We start from the raw sequence: 16609 nt of genomic DNA on the forward strand, positions 1-16609 counted from the left end.
CCGCGACCCGGTTCCCCGCTCGTCGTACCGTGGTCGGGTGCGCCTCCTCACCCAGCTGCTGCGCTTCGCGTGGGCCGAGGCGCAGTCCTGCGTCTTCGCCGTCGCGCTGTTCGCAGGGCTGCTGGTGGCCTACGTCGTGCCACTGCCGGTCGCGCGCTACGACGCGCTGCTGGTCTGGTGCGTCCTCGTGACGCTGGTCTTCTGGGCGCTGGGCCTCGAGACGTGGCGCGAGGTGCTGGTCGTCGTGGCGTTCCACCTGCTCGGTCTCGGGCTCGAGGTGTTCAAGGTCCACGTGGGCTCGTGGTCCTATCCCGAGTCGGCGGTCACGAAGGTCGGGGGCGTGCCGCTGTTCTCGGGCTTCATGTACGCCGCCGTCGGGTCCTACGTGTGCCAGGCGTGGCGGCGCTTCTCGCTGCGGGTCTCGGGCTTCGACGCGGTGCCGATGACGGTGGTGGCCGTCCTCGTCTATGCCAACTTCTTCACCCACCACTGGGTCGTCGATCTCCGGGTGCCGATCGCGCTGCTCGGGCTGGTCGTGCTGCGCCGCACCTGGGTGCACTTCACGGTCGGCGACGCGCGCTACCGGATGCCGCTGGCACTGTCGTTCGTGCTGATCGGACTGTTCCTGTGGGTCGCCGAGAACCTGGCCACCTTCTTGAACGCCTGGAAGTACCCCGGTCAGCTCGAGGTCTGGGAGGCGGTCCACACCGCCAAGATCGGGTCGTGGGCGCTGCTGGTCACGATGAGCTTCGTGCTCGTCGCGGCGGTCAAGCGCTGGGAGGGGGTGCTGTACGCCGTGGGGTCGGATGGCAGGTCAGGTGGCGGGTCAGGTGGCGGGTCAGGTGGTGTGGAGGGCGAGGGTCGCGCGGGCGGTGGCGACGAGCTCGGCACGCAGGTCGCCCGGCCCCAGCAGCTCGACCGAGCCGCCGAAGGTGAGCAGCAGTCCCATGGCCTGCCGCCTCGCCCGCATCGTCAGGCGTAGCCGGACCCGGTCGTCGCCGTCGACCGGCGGGAGGGCCTGGGGCGTCGTACCGGAGACGACCTGGAAGGACGCCAGGCGACGGAACACCTCGAGCGCGGCCGGGTCGACCGCGACGTCGAGCTCGATCGACTCGCCCACCTCGAGAGAGCGGCGCGACTCGGCCCACTCGTGGGCGAGGTCGAGGTCGGCGGGCCGACGGGCGGGGTCCGCGAGCCCGACGGCGTCGAGGATGCGGGAGACGCGGTAGGTGCGGCGCTCGCCGCGGTGGGCGGCGAGGAGGTACCAGCGACCGGCGTTCTCGACCAGGCCGTAGGGGTCGACGGTGCGGGTGGTGGGCGGCTCGCCGCCGGCCGAGGCGTAGCGCAGCCGCACCCGGCGCCCCGCCGAGGCCGCCTCACGCAGGACGGGCAGGACCGGCACCTCCTCGACCGCGGCGAACCAGCGGCGGCGGTCGACGACGAGGACGGAGGCCAGGGCGTCGGCCTCCTGCATCGCGCCGGTCGGGACCGTGGCGGCCAGCTTGGCCAGGGCGTTGCCCAGCTCGGGGCCGAGCCCGAGCTCGGAGGCGGCGTCGCGGCCGCCCCAGAGGAAGAGGGCCTGCGCCTCACCGGTCGTCAGCCCGCTGACGTCGGTGCGGTAGCCCTCGACCAGCCCGCAGCCGCCGCCCCGACCCCGCTGCGCGAAGACGGGCACGCCGGCCGCCGACAGCGCGTCCATGTCGCGCAGCACCGTGCGCTCGCTGACCTCGAGCAGCTCGGCGAGCCGGGCCGCGGGCAGGGTGCCGTGGCGCTGCAGCAGGTGCATCAGGCGGAGGAGTCGGTCGGCACGCACGCTCGTGATCCTGCCAGGAATACCTGACAGTCGGTGTCAGGTATGGCGACCAGAGTGGCTGTCATGACCACGAAGACGCTCACCGACCCCCGTCCGCTCCTGCTCGCCGCCGTCGCCCAGGTGACGCCGTACGTCGAGCGCATCACGGCCGCCGACCTCGACCGCCCGACCCCGTGCGACGGCTGGGCCGTCCGCGAGCTGCTCGCCCACCTCGTCGCCGTCGAGGTCCGGATCCCGCACATCCTCGGTGGCGGGCACCCGACCGACCTGCCGTCGGCCGTGAGCGGCGTGGCCGACGACGCCTGGCTCGAGGCCTGGACCTCGGCCCGCGACGCCCTCGTCACCGCGCTGGCCGACGACGACGTGCTCGGCCGGATGGTCCAGCACCCGGCCGGCGACATGCCGGCACCACAGGCGCTCGGCATCTACGTCAGCGAGGTCTGCGTCCACGCCTGGGACCTGGCCACCGCGCTCGGCGACACCAGCGGCCTCGACGACGCGCCGGCGACCGCCTGCCTCGAGCCGATGCGGCGCTCCCTGACCCGCGAGATGCGGAGCGAGTCCTGGGTGCCGTTCGGGCCGGTCGTCGAGGTGGCCGACGACGCTTCGCCGTACGAGCGGCTCGTGGGCTGGTGCGGGCGCGACCCGCGCTGGACCGCCTGACTCAGCGGCACCCGGTCAGGCGCCGAGCAGGTCGCCGGCGCCGGCCAGCGCGTCGTGCAGACCGGCGACGAGGTCGGCGTCAGGCGTGCCGGCGAGCCACCGCCGGGCGGCGACGTCGAGGACGGCGATCCCGACCGCTGCGGCCAGCGCGGCGGTCGCCTCGTCGACCCCGCGCGCGACCACCGCGTCGCGCAGGGTCGTCGTCCAGGAGGCGAGCTTGATCAGCTCGCGCTCCTGCAGGTCGGGGTGGCCGGCGACGATCGGGCCACGGCGGACGAGCTCGGCGTGCCGGGGCTGGAGCCGTCGGGCCACCTCGTCGAGGCCGGCGCGGACCAGGCTGCGGACGTCCCCGTCGGGGGCCTCGGCCACGGCGGCGGCCAGGGCGGCGCGCAGCGTCTCCTCGTTGGCGAACAGGACCTCGCGCTTGTCGGGGAAGTGCCGGAAGTAGGTGCGCTCGGTCAGCCCGGCCCGCTCCGCCAGGGCAGCGACCGTGGTCTCGGCGTAGCCGCGCTCGAGGTAGAGGTCGACGGCGGCGCGCTCGAGCCGCGAGCGCGCATCGGTGGTCCACCTGGTCACCCGCCGATCCTACGCACCGATGTCAGCGACTGACATCAGGGTGCTAGCGTCGAGGCCATGACAGCCACTGACATCAGCCGCCCGGACCGGACCGACCCGCTGCGGGGCCGGGTGGTCGCGATCACCGGGGCCAGCAGCGGGATCGGCGAGGCGACGGCGCTCCTGCTCGCGGCCCGTGGGGCCCACGTGGTGGTCGGCGCGCGGCGGCGCGAGCGGCTCGACGACGTCGTCGCGCGGATCACTGCCGGCGGTGGGACCGCGGTCGCCACCGTGGTCGACGTACGCCGCCGCGACGACCTCGTCGCGCTCGTCGACCTGGCCCGGCAGCGGTTCGGTCGGCTCGACGTCATCGTCAACAACGCCGGCGTCAGCCCGATCGGGCCCATGTCCGACGTCGCGGTCGACGCGTGGGAGGCGATGATCGACGTCAACCTCCGCGGCACCCTCTACGGCATCGCGGCCGCGCTCCCGCACTTCCTCGAGCAGGGGTCCGGGCACGTGGTCAACGTCGTCTCGACCTCGGGGCTGAAGATCGTGCCCGGGCAGGCGGTCTACGCCGGGACCAAGAACGCGGTGCGGACCATCAGCGAGGCGCTGCGCCAGGAGAGCGAGGGCGGCTACCGGGTCACCGTGGTCTCGCCCGGCATGACGCGGACGTCGCTGGCGAGCTCGATGGACGACCCGGCCGTGCGCGTCCAGACGCAGCGCGCCATGGACGAGCTCGGGATCGACCCGTCGGCGATCGCCCGGGCCATCGCGTTCGCGATCGAGCAGCCCGACGGCGTCGACGTCGGTGACGTCGTGGTCCGACCGACGGCCCAGGGCTGACCGGGTCGCCCGGCTCTCAGAAGATGTCGTCGGGCACGCCGGGCCAGGTGCACGACAGCACCGCTCCCCCGTCGGGCCCGTTGTCGACCGACACCGTCCCGCCGTGGGCCCGGACCAGCCCGTTGACGATGTAGAGACCGAGGCCCGAGCCTCCCGTCGTACCGCCGGTCCAGAACTTGGTGAACACCCGCCGGCGCAGCTCGGGCGGGATCCCCTCGCCCTCGTCGCTGACGGTGACCCGGACGCCGTCGGGGGCGTCGGGGTGGGCCTCGCGCTCGACGCGCACGGTGACCAGGCCGTCGCCGTGGCGCACGGCGTTCTCGACCAGGTTGGTGGCGACCTGGGTGAACTTGTCGGGGTCGACGTGCACCTGCGGCAGGTCGTCGTCGGCGACGAGCGAGATCTCGCGGGACGTGCCGGCGCTGACCGAGGCGACGATCCGGCTGACCAGCACGCCGGCCTCGGAGGGCCGCGGGTAGAGCTGCAGCCGGCCGGTGTCGATGCGCGCCACGTCGAGCACCTCGGCGATCAGCCGGCTCAGCCGGTCGGAGTCGGCCGCGACGGTGGTGAGCATCAGCTTCTTCTGCTCGTCGTTGAGCTTGTCCCAGCGGTTGAGCAGCGCCTGCACGAACCCCTTGACGCCGGTCAGCGGTGAGCGGAGCTCGTGCGCGACGGTCGCGACGAGGTCGGAGCGTTCACGGTCGAGCTGGGCCCGGCCCCGGCCGGAGCGGATCGTGATGGCGACCCGCGTCACGGGGCCGAGCCGCTCCTCGCGGTGGAGCTTGGCGGCGACGAGGACCTCGGTGCCGTCGGGGAGCAGCCAGGACTGCTCGGGCACCGCCGTACGCGTGCGGAGGCCGGCGTAGGGCGTGTTGACGGAGGTCCAGTCCTGGGCGTCCTGGTCCTGGAGCCGGAGCACCTCGGCCAGCGGTCGACCGACGTCGTCCTCGCCCGCACGTCCGAGCATCCGGGCCGCGAGCGACGAGATCAGGCGGACCGTCCCGTCGACCCCGGCCACCACGACCCCGTCGGGCAGCACGTCGGCGAGGTCCTGCGCGCTGGGTCCGCTCTCTGCCACGCGCCCCACCCTAGGAGCCGGACCCGGTGAGTCGGCGCACATGTCCGCCGACTCGGCGACGTCCGCAGGCCGGGGCTAGGACCGGCGGTGGGCGCGGGCGGACTCGTAGAGGCAGAGGGCGGCGGCGGTGGCGAGGTTGAGGCTCTCGGCGCGTCCGTGGATCGGGATCCGGACGCGGTGGTCGGCCAGGGCTGCGAGGTCGTCCGGCAGACCGCGGGCCTCGTTGCCGAAGAGCCAGGCGGTCGGGCCGGCGAGGAGGTCGCCGGCGTCGTGCAGCGACACGTCGCCGTCACCGGCGGTGGCGAGGACGGTGAGCCCCGCCTGCTGCGCCGCGCGCACGACGGCCGCCGGGTCGGGCTCGACCGCGACGGGCAGGTGGAAGGCGCTGCCGACGGCTGCGCGCAGGGTCTTGGGGTTGTAGAGGTCGACCGACGAGCCGGCCAGCACGACGGCGTCGGCCCCCGCGGCGTCGGCGGTGCGGACGACGGTGCCGGCGTTGCCGGGGTCACGGACCTCGGCGCAGATCGCCACCAGCCGCGGGCCGGCGTCGAGGAGGTGGGCGAGCGGACGGTCGACGAAGCGGCAGAGCGCGACCACCCCGGCCGGGCTCACGGAGTCGCTGAGCGAGGCCAGGGCCCGCTCGTCGACGACCGTCACCTCGACGCCCTCCGGCACGAGCGATGCCCCGGCGGGCGTGGCGAACACCTCGACCACGCACCCGGGGACGCCGAGGGCCCCGGCGACGGCCTTGGGGCCGTCGGCGAGGAAGAGCCGCCGCTCGGATCGTTCCGAGCGGCGGCTCAACTTGCGGATGTCCTTGAGGCGGGCGTTGCCCGCCGTCAGCGGGACGTTCAGGCGGAGACCTCGGAGGTCTCGCGCGGCGCGTTGACGTCCGCGGGGAGCGCGGCCTTGGCGGTCGCGACGAGCGAGTTGAACGCAGCGACGTCGTGGACGGCCAGGTCGGCCAGGATCTTGCGGTCGACCTCGACGCCGGCCAGGTTGAGGCCCTGGATGAAGCGGTTGTAGGTCAGGCCCTCCGCGCGAGAGGCGGCGTTGATGCGCTGGATCCAGAGGCGACGGAAGTTGCCCTTGTTCTTCTTGCGGTCGTTGTAGCTGTAGACCAGGGAGTGGGTGACCTGCTCCTTGGCCTTGCGGTAGAGGCGCGAGCGCTGGCCGCGGTAGCCGGCGGCGCGCTCGAGGGTGACCTTGCGCTTCTTGTGGGCGTTTACTGCGCGCTTGACGCGTGCCATGAGTTGCTCCTGCGTGTTCGAGTTGCTCGGGACGTGGCTGGTGGGGAAGGACCTAGATGCCGAGCATCTTCTTGGCGCGCTTGAGGTCGGCCTTCTCGAGCTCAACCATCCCGGCGTTGCGGCGGTGCTTCTTGCGGCTGCCCGTGGTGGGCGCCGAGGCGAACGCAGCGCCCGACTTGCGGCCGGCCTGCAGCCGCATGATCTTGCCGGAGCCGGTCACCTTGAAGCGCTTCTTGGCGCCGGAGTGCGACTTGTTCTTGGGCATCTTGTTCTCTCCTCGGGTGGTACGGCGTGCAGCCCCGTCGGGACGGCACCATCGGTAGGTCGGGGGTCGACCTGGGATCAGGCTTCGATCTCGGGATCGAGGTTCTCGGAGCGTCCGCGCTCCTTCTTCTGGGCCACCGGGCCGGCGGCGTGAGCGGCGTCGCGCTCGGCCTGCTCCTCCGCCACGTGGGCGGCGCGCTCGGCTTCCTTCTCGGCCTTCTGCACGAGGTGGTCGGCCTTGGCCTCGGCCTTCTTCTTGTGCGGGCCCAGGACCATGATCATGTTGCGCCCGTCCTGCTTGGGCGACGACTCGACGAAGCCCAGCTCGGTGACGTCCTCGGCCAACTTCTGCAGCAGCCGGAAGCCGAGCTCGGGGCGGTGCTGCTCACGACCGCGGAACATGATCGTGATCTTGACCTTGTCCCCGGCCTTGAGGAACCGCACGACGTGACCCTTCTTGGTCTCGTAGTCGTGGGCGTCGATCTTGGGACGAAGCTTCATCTCCTTGATGATCACGTTCGTCTGGTTGCGGCGAGCCTCGCGGGCCTTCTGGGCGTTCTCGTACTTGAACTTCCCGTAGTCCATGAGCTTGCACACGGGCGGACGGGCCATGGGCGCGATCTCGACGAGGTCGAGGTCGGCTTCCTGGGCGAGGCGAAGGGCGTCGGCCGTGGGCACGATGCCGACGGTCTCGCCGCTGGGGCCAACGAGCCGGACTTCCGCGACGCGGATCCGGTCGTTGATACGGAGCTCGGTGCTGATGTGTCCTCCAGTGGTCAGACGGTAGGTCGGTCACCCGCGTCGGCCCGAAAAACGACGAGGGCTTCCGCTGGTGCGCATGTGGTGCGCAAGCGGAAGCCAGTCAGGACCACCTCACCCAAGCGCTGCGTACATGGTGTGCACGAACCGCGAGGCCGGAGCCTTGGACCGGACCCGACGACCTGTGGAACGTGGAGCGGGCGGTCGATGCGGGTGGGAGACGATGGAGCCTGGCCTCCGCTTGAAGACCTGAGCACGCACGGGTGTGGGTACTCAAGTCGGTCAACGCTGAACTCTAGGTGACGATTCCCCCGGAGGGCCAATCGGGAGCGGGTCCGGTCTCAGTCGGGCGCGGTGAGGGCGGCCGGGTCGACCCACCCGAGGTCGCTGCCGATCCGGACCAGCCGCCAGCCGGCGGCCAGGGCGCGCAGGTGGTCGCCCTCGACGACCAGGGGGGCCGGGCCGGCCAGGTCGAGGAGCAGCGCCTCGGCGCCGTCCTGGATCGCGGCCAGCGCCGCCGTACGGGCGGAGACGGGTACGGGGCGGGCCGCCGGGTCCCAGGCGGCCATGGTGTCGGAGCCGGAGAAGGCGAGCAGGCCGCGCCGGCCGCCGGGTCGCTGCACAAGGACCGCGGCCATGTCGCTCGTCTTGTCGTGGGCCAGGCCGTGCTCGTCGAGCTCGACCTCCCCGGCGACGGCGACGACCGGGACGAGGACCCGCGCGGTCTGCAACGCCGCGAGCGCGGTCGGCAACGACCGCGGGTCGGCGGCGTGGGCCGCCAGGGCCGTGGTCAGGGCCGGCTCGGCCTCACCGGTGTCGTCGGGGTACGCCGGCGCGAGGAGCTGGCGGTCGGGCATGGCTCGATCGTCCCACGGCCCCCGTCACCCCCGGAGATCCGAGCAGGCCCGAGCAGCTCAGAGCAGGCCCGAGCAGGGTTCGCCCGACCGCTCGCGTGGGAGGCTGGGGCCATGGATGACGCTAGCTATGGCGCGCTCGCCCTCGCCCTGACCCTGGTGGCCGGCGTGTACACCTGGTTCGCCTACCAGCGACGGGGCCTCGGGGCCGGCCTCAAGGGTGCCGGCATCACGGTCCTGCCGATCGCGGCCTACCTGACGCGGACGCTGCGGATGTTCGCCGAGATCGGCGAGGCCATCGGCGACTGGGCGGCACGGCTGGCGTTCAGCCCGGTCGTGTGGGTCGGGATCGTGCTCGCTGGCGTCGGCGTCGTGCTCTTCGGCGCGGGCCGGGTCGTCGATGCCCGCGGCGGCGGCACACCGCCCCGGGCGGCCCGGTCCAAGCCGCCCAAGCCGCCCAAGCAGCGCGGTGACGAGCAGCTCGAGCTCCCCGAGTCGCGGCCCGCCTCGGGGCCGGCACCGGCTCGCAGCCCCGCACCGGTCGACGACGACCTCGCCGACATCGAGGCGCTGCTCAAGAGCCGGGGCATCACCTGAGCCTCGACGGGCTCGCCGGTCTCGACACGGTCCTGACCCTGGTCGCCGAGCGACCGCCCACGCTGGGCGATGCGCGCCTGCTGTGCGTCGACGGACCGGGCGGGTCGGGCAAGACCACCCTGGCCCGGGCGGTCGCCGACGCGACCGGCGCGCCCGTCGTGCACATGGACGACCTCTACGACGGCTGGTCCGGCCTCCACGCGGTGGCCGACCAGCTCTCCACGCTGCTGCGTCCGCTCGCTGCGGGCCGGCCAGGGCACTACCGGCGCTACGACTGGCACGCCCGGGCGTTCGCCGAGACCGTCGAGGTCGCTCCCCCCGGTGTCGACGGGCTGCTCGTCGTCGAGGGTGTCGGCTCCGGGTCGCTCCCCCACGCCGACCTGCACACGCTGCTGGCGTGGGTCGAGGCGCCGGCCGACGTACGCCTCCGGCGCGGGCTCGAGCGTGACGGCGACGACCTGCGGGAGCAGTGGCTGGCCTGGCAGGCCTCCGAGCAGGCGCACTTCGCGCGCGACCGGACCCGGGACCGCGCCGACGTGCTTCTCGACGGGGAGGGAAACCTCCACTAGCGGCGACGCCGTGCCCGGGCCAGGATCATAGGACCACCGTCGATCTCGGGAGACGACCTCCATGTTGCGCGCCCTGCTCGCCCCCCTCGCCCTCGTCCTCACCACCCCGGTCCTCGTCGCCGTCCCCGCGACCGCCCACGGCGGCGGCCACCACGACCCCGCGCCGCCGGCGTCGACCGACGGCTTCGACGTCACCCTGACCCGCTGGGACAGCGCGCGCGACTTCCGCGCCGGTCGCCTCGACGGGCTCACGGTCCGCGGCGGCCGGCTCGAGCTCGCCCGCCGCGGTCTGGAGCCGACGACGTACGCCGACCCCCACGGCGACGGCACCGCCCGCGCCTACGAGGCCGGGACCTGGACGTCGCCCGTCGTACACCTCGGGTACGCCGACGACGAGGCCATCTCGTCGTGGAACGCGACCACGCCGACCGGGACCTGGGTCGAGACGCTCTTCCGCGGCCGGCACGGCGACGGCACCTGGACGAAGTGGTTCGTCCTGGGTCGCTGGACGTCGGGGATGGACTTCGCCCCCGAGGACGGCACGGGGGGTGACATCCACCGCACCTCGCTCGACGGGCAGGGCGACACCGACGGCACCGTCTACACCGACACGTTCAGCGCCCGGACCGGCCGCGAGCCGGTGGCGTTCCAGACCCGGGTGCGGCTGCTCCGGCCCGCGGGCACCCGCTCGCGGCCCACGCTCGACGCGCTCACGACCATGACCAGCGAGCTCGTGCCGGACGAGGCGCCGCCGACGAGCGCGTCCACGCTCGGCGGTCGGGCCGTCGAGCTCGCCGTGCCCCGCTACTCGCAGAACATCCACCGGGGCGAGTACCCGGAGTTCGGCGGGGGCGGGCAGGTCTGGTGCTCCCCCACGTCCACCTCGATGGCGATGCGGTGGTGGGGCCGCCGGCACGCGCCGACCGCTGACGACCTGGCCGGCATCGTGGCGCCGAACGGCGACCCGCAGGTGCCCTACGCCGCCATGCGCACCTGGGACTTCACCTACGAGGGCTCGGGCAACTGGCCGTTCAACGCGGCCTACGCCCACACCTACGGGCTCGACGCGTTCGTCACCCGGCTCCGCTCGCTCGCCGAGGTCGAGCGGTTCGTCGCGGCGGGGATCCCGGTGATCACGTCGCTGTCGTGGGACCTCGAGGAGATGCCCGAGGCCGGCTACGCGACCGACGGCCACCTGATGGTCGTCGTCGGGTTCACCGCCGAGGGCGACCCGATCCTCAACGACCCGGCCTCGAGCAGCGACGCGGCGGTGCGCCACGTCTACACGCGGGAGAACTTCGAGAAGGTCTGGCAGGGCTCGACCGGCGGCGTCGTCTACCTCTACACCGCGCCCGGGAAGCGCCTCCCGCGGAACGTGCCGGGTGTGACGCCCAACTGGTGACAGGCTTGGGCCATGCTCGCGCCCAGTGGTGACCAGTTCCGGATCTCGGCCGGTGGCTACGACGCCGTCGTCACCGAGAGCGGGGGCGCGCTGCGCTCCCTCAGCCACGCCGGGCGACCGCTGCTCGACGGGTTCGCCGAGGACGAGATGTCGCCGGGTGGGCGGGGCCAGCTGCTGGTGCCGTGGCCCAACCGCGTGCGCGACGGGCAGTACTCGTTCGGCGGCAAGGACTACCAGCTGCCGCTGACCGAGCCCAAGCGCCACCACGCGTCGCACGGGCTCGCGCGCTGGGTGGCCTGGACACCCGAGGAGCACGGCGAGGGGTCGGTCTCGCTGCAGTACCGGCTGATGGCGCAGACCGGCTACCCGTGGGCGGTCGACCTGCACGTGCTCTACGACCTCTCGGCCGACGGCCTCACGGTGACGCAGACCGCGACGAACCTGTCGCCGACGCCGGCGCCCTACGCCAGCGGTGCGCACCCCTACCTGTCGGTCGGCGCCGGGCCGGTCGACACGTGGGAGCTCACGCTCCCGGCGGCGACCCGCTCGGTCGTCGACGACGTGCTGATCCCCGTCGGGCGCGAGGCGGTCGACGGGACGTCGTACGACTTCCGGGTGGCGCGGCCGCTGCGCGACACCGAGCTCAACACCGGCTTCACCGACCTCGAGCGCGACCGTCGAGGTGTGGCCACGGCGACGCTGCGCGACCCGGCCTCGGGGCGCGCGGTGTCGCTGTGGGTCGACGAGCACCACCGGTGGTTGCTCGTCTACACCGCGGACGACGTCCCGGCGACCGCGCGGCGCTCGCTGGCGGTGGAGCCGATGACGGCCAACGCCGACGCGTTCCGCAGCGGCGAGGACCTGCTGACGCTGGCGCCCGCGGGTGAGCCGGGCGACGAGGTCTCAGTCTCCTGGGGCATCCGAGCGGTCGACGAGGGCGCGTAACTGGCGGACCGCCTGCTTGGCGCGCAGGCCGTCGGAGCTCTGGATCGCGAGCACCGAGGCGGTGGTGCCGTCGGAGAGGTCGAGGACGACCCACGGCGCACCCGGGTTGAGGCGTACGGCGACGATCTCGGCCCACGCGTAGTCGTGGCGGCGGTAGCCGTTGACCACGTGGAGGCCCTCCTCGCGCGCGACGACCCGCGAGCGGGCCAGGGCGTAGAGGCAGGCGAAGCCGAGCAGGAACATCGCCACGACGGTGCCGCGCTGGAACGGCGTCACCGAGTCGCGGACGTCCTCCTCGAGGCCGATCCAGAGCAGTCCGGTGACCGCGAGCAGCGCGCCACCGGCCACCCCGCCCGCGATCCGCGGACCGAGGGGCCGCCAGGTGTGCGGCAGCGCGGGGAGCGCGGGGGCCCCGGACGCGTCAGAGTCGGCAGGCATGGATGTCGGTGAGCAAGATGCCGCGGGCGCCGAGGTCCCACAGCTCGTCCATCAGCCGCTGGGCGCCGTCGCGGGGCACCATCGCGCGGACGGCGACCCAGCCCTCGCGGCTGAGCGGGGCGATCGTCGGGCTCTCGATACCGGGGGTCAGCGTGACCGCGCGGTCGAGGTGCTCCTCGGCGATGTCGTAGTCCATCATCACGTAGCCGCGGGCCACCAGGACGCCCTCGACGCGGCGGCGGAAGACCTCGAACCCGACCGGGTGGTCGGCGCCGGTGCGGGTGATGAGCACGGCCTCCGACTGCAGCAGCGGCTCGCCGAACGTCTCGAGCCCGGCCTGCCGCAGCGTGGCGCCGGTCTCGACGACGTCGGCGATCACGTCGGCGACGCCGAGCTGGATGCTGGTCTCGACGGCGCCGTCGAGGCGGGTCACGGTCGCCTCGAGCCCGCGCTCCTCGAGGAACGACCGCACGATGCCGACGTAGGACGTCGCGATCCGGGTCCCGGCGACGTCGGCGACCTCGGTGAACCTGCCGACCGGGCCGGCGAAGCGGAACGTGCTGCGGCCGAACCCGAGGGTCAGGGCCTCGTCGGCCTTAGCCCCGGAGTCGCGCAGCAGGTCGCGGCCGGTGATGCCGACGTCGAGGGTGCCCTCGCCAACGTAGAGCGCGATGTCGCGCGGGCGGAGGTAGAAGAACTCGACGTCGTTGTCGGCGTCGATGAGGGTGAGCTGCTTGGCGTCGTCGCGCTGGCGGTAGCCGGACTCGCGCAGGATCTCGCTGGCCGCCTGGCTCAGCGAGCCCTTGTTGGGGATCGCGATCTTGAGGGTCATCGGGTGCTCTCGCTCAGAGGTGCTGGTAGACGTCGGCGGGCTCGAGGTCGAGGGCGAGCATCATCACCTGCGCGTGGTAGAGCAGCTGGCTGATCTCCTCGGCGGCGCGCTCCTTGCCCTCGTGCTCGGCCGCCATCCAGGACTCGGCGGCCTCCTCGACGAGCTTCTTGCCGATCGCATGGACGCCGGCGTCGAGCTCCGCGACCGTGCCCGAGCCCTCGGGGCGGGTGCGCGCCTTCTCGGACAGCTCGGCCCACAGACCGTCGAACGTCTTCACGACCTCAGCCTAGGGCGCGATCGGTTCCGCGCCTCGCCCGGTCGGTGGGTGCGAGACCGGGGTGGAGTTTCGTGCGAGGAGGTGGAGATTCACCGCTGGGGCGGTGGATCTCCTCCTTCTGGCACGAAACTTCATGACAGAAGGAGGAGAAACCCCGCTGCAGCGGTGAATCTCCACCTCCTGCGCCGAAACTCCCACCCCACCGTCAGGCGTCGTAGCCGCGCTTGACGCGCTTGATGGTCTGGGCGGTGACGAGGGCGGCGGAGGTGGCCTCGTAGCCCTTGTCCTCGCTGGAGCCCTCGAGGCCGGCGCGGTCGAGGGCCTGCTCCTCGGTGTCGCACGTGAGGACGCCGAACCCGACGGCGGTCGTGTGGTCGAGGGCGACCCGGCCGAGGCCGTCGGTGGCCGCGTTGCAGACGTAGTCGAAGTGGGGCGTGCCGCCGCGGATGACGACGCCGAGCGCGACGACGGCGTCGTAGCCCTGGGCGGCCAGCGCGGACGCGACGACCGGGAGCTCGAAGGTGCCGGGGACGCGCACGACGACCGGCGCCTCGACGCGGTAGGCCTCGAGCGCCTTGTGGGCGCCCGCGAGGAGGCCGTCCATGACGACGGTGTGCCAGCTCGCGGCGACCACGGCGACCCGGAGGTCGCGGCAGTCGACGGGCTCGGCGGTGGGGGCTCCGTGGCCGCTCATGCGTGGTCCTCCGTGGTGGTGCGGGCAGCGGTCTGGGGGTCGACGAGGTCGGGCAGGTCGTGGCCCATCCGGTCGCGCTTGGTCAGCAGGTAGGCGATGTTGTGGTCGTTGGGGTGCGGGGTCAGGGCCACCCGCTCGGCCACGGGCACGCCGTAGAGCTCGAGGTTGTCGACCTTGTCGGGGTTGTTGGTGAGGAGCCGGACGCTCTCGACCTTGAGGTCCTTGAGGACCTGGGTGGCGGTGCCGTAGTGGCGGGCGTCGGCGGGCAGGCCGAGGTCGAGGTTGGCGTCGACGGTGTCGCGGCCGCCGTCCTGGAGCTGGTAGGCCTGCAGCTTGGCGACCAGGCCGATGCCGCGTCCCTCGTGGCCGCGGAGGTAGACGACGACGCCGCGCCCCTCGGCGACGATCCGCTCCAGCGCCTCGTCGAGCTGGGGGCCGCAGTCGCAGCGGGCGCTGCCGAACACGTCGCCGGTCAGGCACTCGGAGTGGACGCGGGTCAGGACCGGCTCGGGCCCGGTGACGTCGCCGTAGACCAGCGCGATGTGCTCGGAGCCGTCGACGGTGATCTTGTAGCCGTAGGCGGTGAAGTCGCCGTGGCGCGTGGGGAGGCGGGTCTCGGCGACGCGCTCGACGAGGTTCTCGTGGCGGCGGCGGTAGCGGACGAGGTCCTCGATCGAGATCATCGCGAGGTCGTGCTCGTCGGCGAACGCGCGCAGCTCGCCGGCGCGCTTCATCGTGCCGTCGTCGTTGACGACCTCGACGAGGACGCCGGCCGGGGTGAGCCCGGCCAGGGTCGCGAGGTCGACGGCGGCCTCGGTGTGCCCGCGGCGGGCGAGCACGCCGCCGTCGGTGTAGCGCAGCGGGAAGACGTGGCCGGGTCGGGTCAGCTCCCACGACTCGGTGGCGCTGTCGGCGAGGACGCGCGCGGTGTGGGCGCGGTCGGCGGCACTGATGCCGGTGGAGACGCCGTCGCGGGCGTCGACCGAGATCGTGTAGGCCGTGCGCAGCTTGTCCTTGTTGTGCGGCGTCATCAGCGGGATCTCGAGCCGGTCGAGCATGTAGCCCGGCATCGGCACGCAGATCACGCCGCTGGAGTGGCGGATCGTGAACGCCATCAGCTCCGGCGTCGCCTTGCTGGCGGCGAAGATGATGTCGCCCTCGTTCTCGCGTCCCTCGTCGTCGACGACCACGACGGCCTTGCCGGCCGCGATGTCGGCGATCGCGCGCTCGACGCTGTCGAGGCGGACCCCGCCGTGCTGCTCGGCGATGCTGGGATAGCTCATGACGTTGCTCCTTCGGTGCTGCGGTGCGTGCCGGTCGTGCCGGTCGTGCCGGCGCTCGGGCCGAGGTGGGCCGCGAGCAGCTTCTCGACGTGCTTGGCGAGGATGTCGACCTCGAGGTTGACCCGGTCGCCGGGCTGGCGCAGGCCGAGGGTGGTGCGGGCGAGGGTCTCGGGGATGAGGCTCACGGTGAACGACTCCGCCCCGGCCTCGACGACCGTCAGGCTCACACCGTCGACGGTGATGGAGCCCTTGTCGACGAGGTACCTGCCGAGCGACGGCGGCATCGAGACCTCGACGACCTCCCAGTGCTCGCTCGGGTGGCGTCGTACGACGTGACCGACGGCGTCGACGTGGCCCTGGACGATGTGGCCCCCGAGGCGCTTGTCGGCCGTCACGGCCCGCTCGAGGTTGACCCGGTCGCCGGGCTGCACGCCGTGGAGGCTCGTCTTGTCGAGCGTCTCCTGCATGACGTCGGCGGTCCACAGGACGCCGTCGTGGGTGACCACGGTCAGGCAGCAGCCGTTGACGGAGATCGAGTCGCCGAGCCCGGCGTCCTCGAGCACGGTCGCGGCGCGCACGGTGAGGCGGATCGCGTCGCCCTGGTGCTCGATGGCCTCGACGGTGCCGAGCTCCTCGACGATTCCGGTGAACATCAGGTCTCCTTGTGGGGTTGCAGCGTGAAGCGGACGTTGGGCTCCTCGCCGGGGACGTCGGCGGGCACGTCCAGCACGGTCACGTCGGTGACCGTGGGACGCAACGCGTCGGCGATGGTGGTGATTCCGAGGTCGGCCACGGCCGACAGGCCCGCGCCGAGGAGCATCGGGGCGACGTAGACGACGATCTCGTCGACGAGCCCGGCCCCGAGGAACGCCGCGGCCAGCGTCGGGCCGCCCTCGAGGAAGACGTGCTGGCGGTCGCGGGCGAAGAGCGCGGCGAGCGCCTCGTGCGGGTCGCGGGTGCGGACGTGGAGCGTCTCGGCATCTGCGTTGAAGACGCGACGGTCGGCCGGGAGGTCGCGCTCCCCCATCACGACGCGCAGCGGCTGGACGGCGAGCGGTGCGTCGTCGGCGTCGCGGACCGTGAGCAGCGGGTCGTCGACGGCGATCGTGCCGCTGCCGACGAGCATCACGTCGCACAGCGCCCGCAACCGGTGGGTGTCGCGGCGGGCGGCGGTCGACGAGACCCAGCGCGAGGTGCCGTCGGCGGCGGCGCTGCGGCCGTCGAGCGTGGTGGCGAACTTCCAGGTGACGAAGGGCCGGCCGTGCTTGACGGCGACCGTCCAGACCCGGTTGAGCGCCCGCGCCTGGTCGACCAGCAGCCCGTCCTCGACCTCGATGCCCGCCGCGCGGAGCGTCTCGGTGCCACCGGCGGCGACCGGGTTGGGGTCGCGCTGGGCGACGACCACCCGGCGTACGCCGGCCGCGACGAGGGCCTGCGAGCACGGGCCGGTGCGCCCGGTGTGGTTGCACGGCTCGAGCGTGACGACG

21 protein-coding genes and 2 pseudogenes are annotated in these 16609 nt (G+C 73.1%); 8 read left to right on the forward strand and 15 right to left on the reverse strand.

What is annotated here, in order from left to right:
* The first annotated feature begins 37 nt into the window (after nucleotides 1–37).
* Entirely contained in the window at nucleotides 38–982 is a 945-nt protein-coding gene (locus Q7T52_RS02035; protein ID WP_304799056.1) for a DUF817 domain-containing protein, read from the forward strand.
* Here the strand turns inward: Q7T52_RS02035 and Q7T52_RS02040 are convergent.
* Nucleotides 920–1813 (reverse strand): annotated as a pseudogene (locus Q7T52_RS02040) (helix-turn-helix transcriptional regulator); the annotation flags it as partial. The gene Q7T52_RS02035 and the pseudogene Q7T52_RS02040 overlap by 63 nt on opposite strands.
* A gap of 63 nt (nucleotides 1814–1876) precedes the next feature.
* Here Q7T52_RS02040 and Q7T52_RS02045 point away from each other — a divergent pair.
* Nucleotides 1877–2476: a TIGR03086 family metal-binding protein gene (locus tag Q7T52_RS02045; protein WP_304799057.1), complete on the forward strand. Its 600-nt coding sequence runs from the start codon at nucleotides 1877–1879 to the stop codon at nucleotides 2474–2476.
* Nucleotides 2477–2491: 15 nt separating this feature from the next.
* Here Q7T52_RS02045 and Q7T52_RS02050 read toward each other — a convergent pair whose 3' ends face one another.
* A complete protein-coding gene (locus Q7T52_RS02050; protein ID WP_304799058.1) occupies nucleotides 2492–3052 on the reverse strand; it encodes a TetR/AcrR family transcriptional regulator in 561 nt (186 codons plus the stop codon).
* 57 nt (nucleotides 3053–3109) lie between these two features.
* Between Q7T52_RS02050 and Q7T52_RS02055 the strand changes: the two genes are divergently transcribed.
* Nucleotides 3110–3880, forward strand: a complete 771-nt coding sequence (locus Q7T52_RS02055) for an SDR family oxidoreductase (protein WP_304799059.1) — start codon at nucleotides 3110–3112, stop codon at nucleotides 3878–3880.
* 16 nt (nucleotides 3881–3896) lie between these two features.
* Here Q7T52_RS02055 and Q7T52_RS02060 read toward each other — a convergent pair whose 3' ends face one another.
* The 6 genes from Q7T52_RS02060 to Q7T52_RS02085 form a co-directional block, all read right to left on the reverse strand.
* The gene (locus tag Q7T52_RS02060; RefSeq protein WP_304799061.1) at nucleotides 3897–4958 is read right to left on the reverse strand and encodes an ATP-binding protein; all 1062 of its coding nucleotides are present in this window, start codon (nucleotides 4956–4958) and stop codon (nucleotides 3897–3899) included.
* Nucleotides 4959–5033: 75 nt separating this feature from the next.
* Nucleotides 5034–5762 carry an RNA methyltransferase gene (locus tag Q7T52_RS02065; protein ID WP_304799062.1) on the reverse strand — a complete coding sequence of 243 codons (729 nt, stop codon included), beginning with the start codon at nucleotides 5760–5762 and terminating at the stop codon, nucleotides 5034–5036.
* A 47-nt stretch (nucleotides 5763–5809) separates the two neighbouring features.
* Nucleotides 5810–6208 (reverse strand): 50S ribosomal protein L20, encoded by a 399-nt coding sequence (gene rplT, locus Q7T52_RS02070; protein ID WP_304799063.1) that lies wholly within the window; start codon nucleotides 6206–6208, stop codon nucleotides 5810–5812.
* A 52-nt stretch (nucleotides 6209–6260) separates the two neighbouring features.
* Nucleotides 6261–6473 carry a 50S ribosomal protein L35 gene (locus Q7T52_RS02075; protein ID WP_304799064.1) on the reverse strand — a complete coding sequence of 71 codons (213 nt, stop codon included), beginning with the start codon at nucleotides 6471–6473 and terminating at the stop codon, nucleotides 6261–6263.
* A 77-nt stretch (nucleotides 6474–6550) separates the two neighbouring features.
* Nucleotides 6551–7252: a translation initiation factor IF-3 gene (gene infC / locus Q7T52_RS02080; protein WP_304799081.1), complete on the reverse strand. Its 702-nt coding sequence runs from the start codon at nucleotides 7250–7252 to the stop codon at nucleotides 6551–6553.
* A gap of 320 nt (nucleotides 7253–7572) precedes the next feature.
* A complete protein-coding gene (locus tag Q7T52_RS02085; protein WP_304799065.1) occupies nucleotides 7573–8088 on the reverse strand; it encodes an SseB family protein in 516 nt (171 codons plus the stop codon).
* Nucleotides 8089–8199: 111 nt separating this feature from the next.
* Here Q7T52_RS02085 and Q7T52_RS02090 point away from each other — a divergent pair, with 111 nt between their 5' ends.
* From Q7T52_RS02090 to Q7T52_RS02105, 5 genes and pseudogenes are all read left to right on the forward strand, one after another.
* Nucleotides 8200–8682, forward strand: a complete 483-nt coding sequence (locus tag Q7T52_RS02090) for a hypothetical protein (protein ID WP_304799066.1) — start codon at nucleotides 8200–8202, stop codon at nucleotides 8680–8682.
* Nucleotides 8683–8762: 80 nt separating this feature from the next.
* A pseudogene (locus Q7T52_RS20570) lies at nucleotides 8763–8840 on the forward strand (AAA family ATPase); the annotation flags it as partial.
* Nucleotides 8841–8846: 6 nt separating this feature from the next.
* Nucleotides 8847–9251: a 4-amino-4-deoxy-L-arabinose transferase gene (locus tag Q7T52_RS02095; protein ID WP_304799067.1), complete on the forward strand. Its 405-nt coding sequence runs from the start codon at nucleotides 8847–8849 to the stop codon at nucleotides 9249–9251.
* A gap of 61 nt (nucleotides 9252–9312) precedes the next feature.
* Complete coding sequence (locus Q7T52_RS02100; RefSeq protein WP_304799069.1) at nucleotides 9313–10653, forward strand: C39 family peptidase; 1341 nt, start codon at nucleotides 9313–9315, stop codon at nucleotides 10651–10653.
* Between the two features lie 12 nt (nucleotides 10654–10665).
* Nucleotides 10666–11598 (forward strand): aldose 1-epimerase family protein, encoded by a 933-nt coding sequence (locus tag Q7T52_RS02105; protein ID WP_304799070.1) that lies wholly within the window; start codon nucleotides 10666–10668, stop codon nucleotides 11596–11598.
* On the opposite strand, the gene Q7T52_RS02110 is transcribed toward Q7T52_RS02105, so the two are convergent.
* The 7 genes from Q7T52_RS02110 to ribD form a co-directional block, all read right to left on the reverse strand.
* On the reverse strand, nucleotides 11557–12036 hold the full coding sequence (locus Q7T52_RS02110) for a PH domain-containing protein (protein WP_304799071.1): 480 nt from the start codon (nucleotides 12034–12036) through the stop codon (nucleotides 11557–11559). The genes Q7T52_RS02105 and Q7T52_RS02110 overlap by 42 nt on opposite strands.
* Complete coding sequence (gene hisG / locus Q7T52_RS02115) at nucleotides 12020–12868, reverse strand: ATP phosphoribosyltransferase (RefSeq protein WP_304799072.1); 849 nt, start codon at nucleotides 12866–12868, stop codon at nucleotides 12020–12022. Before hisG ends, Q7T52_RS02110 begins: the two co-directional genes overlap by 17 nt.
* A 13-nt stretch (nucleotides 12869–12881) precedes the next feature.
* Nucleotides 12882–13145, reverse strand: coding sequence for a phosphoribosyl-ATP diphosphatase (locus tag Q7T52_RS02120; RefSeq protein WP_304799073.1), 264 nt, complete (start codon nucleotides 13143–13145; stop codon nucleotides 12882–12884).
* Between the two features lie 205 nt (nucleotides 13146–13350).
* Nucleotides 13351–13839: a 6,7-dimethyl-8-ribityllumazine synthase gene (gene ribH, locus Q7T52_RS02125; protein ID WP_304799074.1), complete on the reverse strand. Its 489-nt coding sequence runs from the start codon at nucleotides 13837–13839 to the stop codon at nucleotides 13351–13353.
* Nucleotides 13836–15122, reverse strand: a complete 1287-nt coding sequence (locus Q7T52_RS02130) for a bifunctional 3,4-dihydroxy-2-butanone-4-phosphate synthase/GTP cyclohydrolase II (RefSeq protein WP_304799075.1) — start codon at nucleotides 15120–15122, stop codon at nucleotides 13836–13838. The genes ribH and Q7T52_RS02130 overlap by 4 nt, the downstream gene beginning before the upstream one ends.
* Nucleotides 15119–15775, reverse strand: a complete 657-nt coding sequence (locus Q7T52_RS02135; RefSeq protein WP_304799077.1) for a riboflavin synthase — start codon at nucleotides 15773–15775, stop codon at nucleotides 15119–15121. Before Q7T52_RS02135 ends, Q7T52_RS02130 begins: the two co-directional genes overlap by 4 nt.
* Nucleotides 15775–16609, reverse strand: an 835-nt coding sequence (ribD, locus tag Q7T52_RS02140; RefSeq protein ID WP_304799078.1) for a bifunctional diaminohydroxyphosphoribosylaminopyrimidine deaminase/5-amino-6-(5-phosphoribosylamino)uracil reductase RibD, incomplete at its 5' end; no start/stop codon positions are given. The genes Q7T52_RS02135 and ribD, both read right to left, overlap by 1 nt.

The sequence above is a fragment of the Nocardioides sp. genome, assembly GCF_030655615.1.
Taxonomy (GTDB): Bacteria; Actinomycetota; Actinomycetes; order Propionibacteriales; family Nocardioidaceae; genus Nocardioides.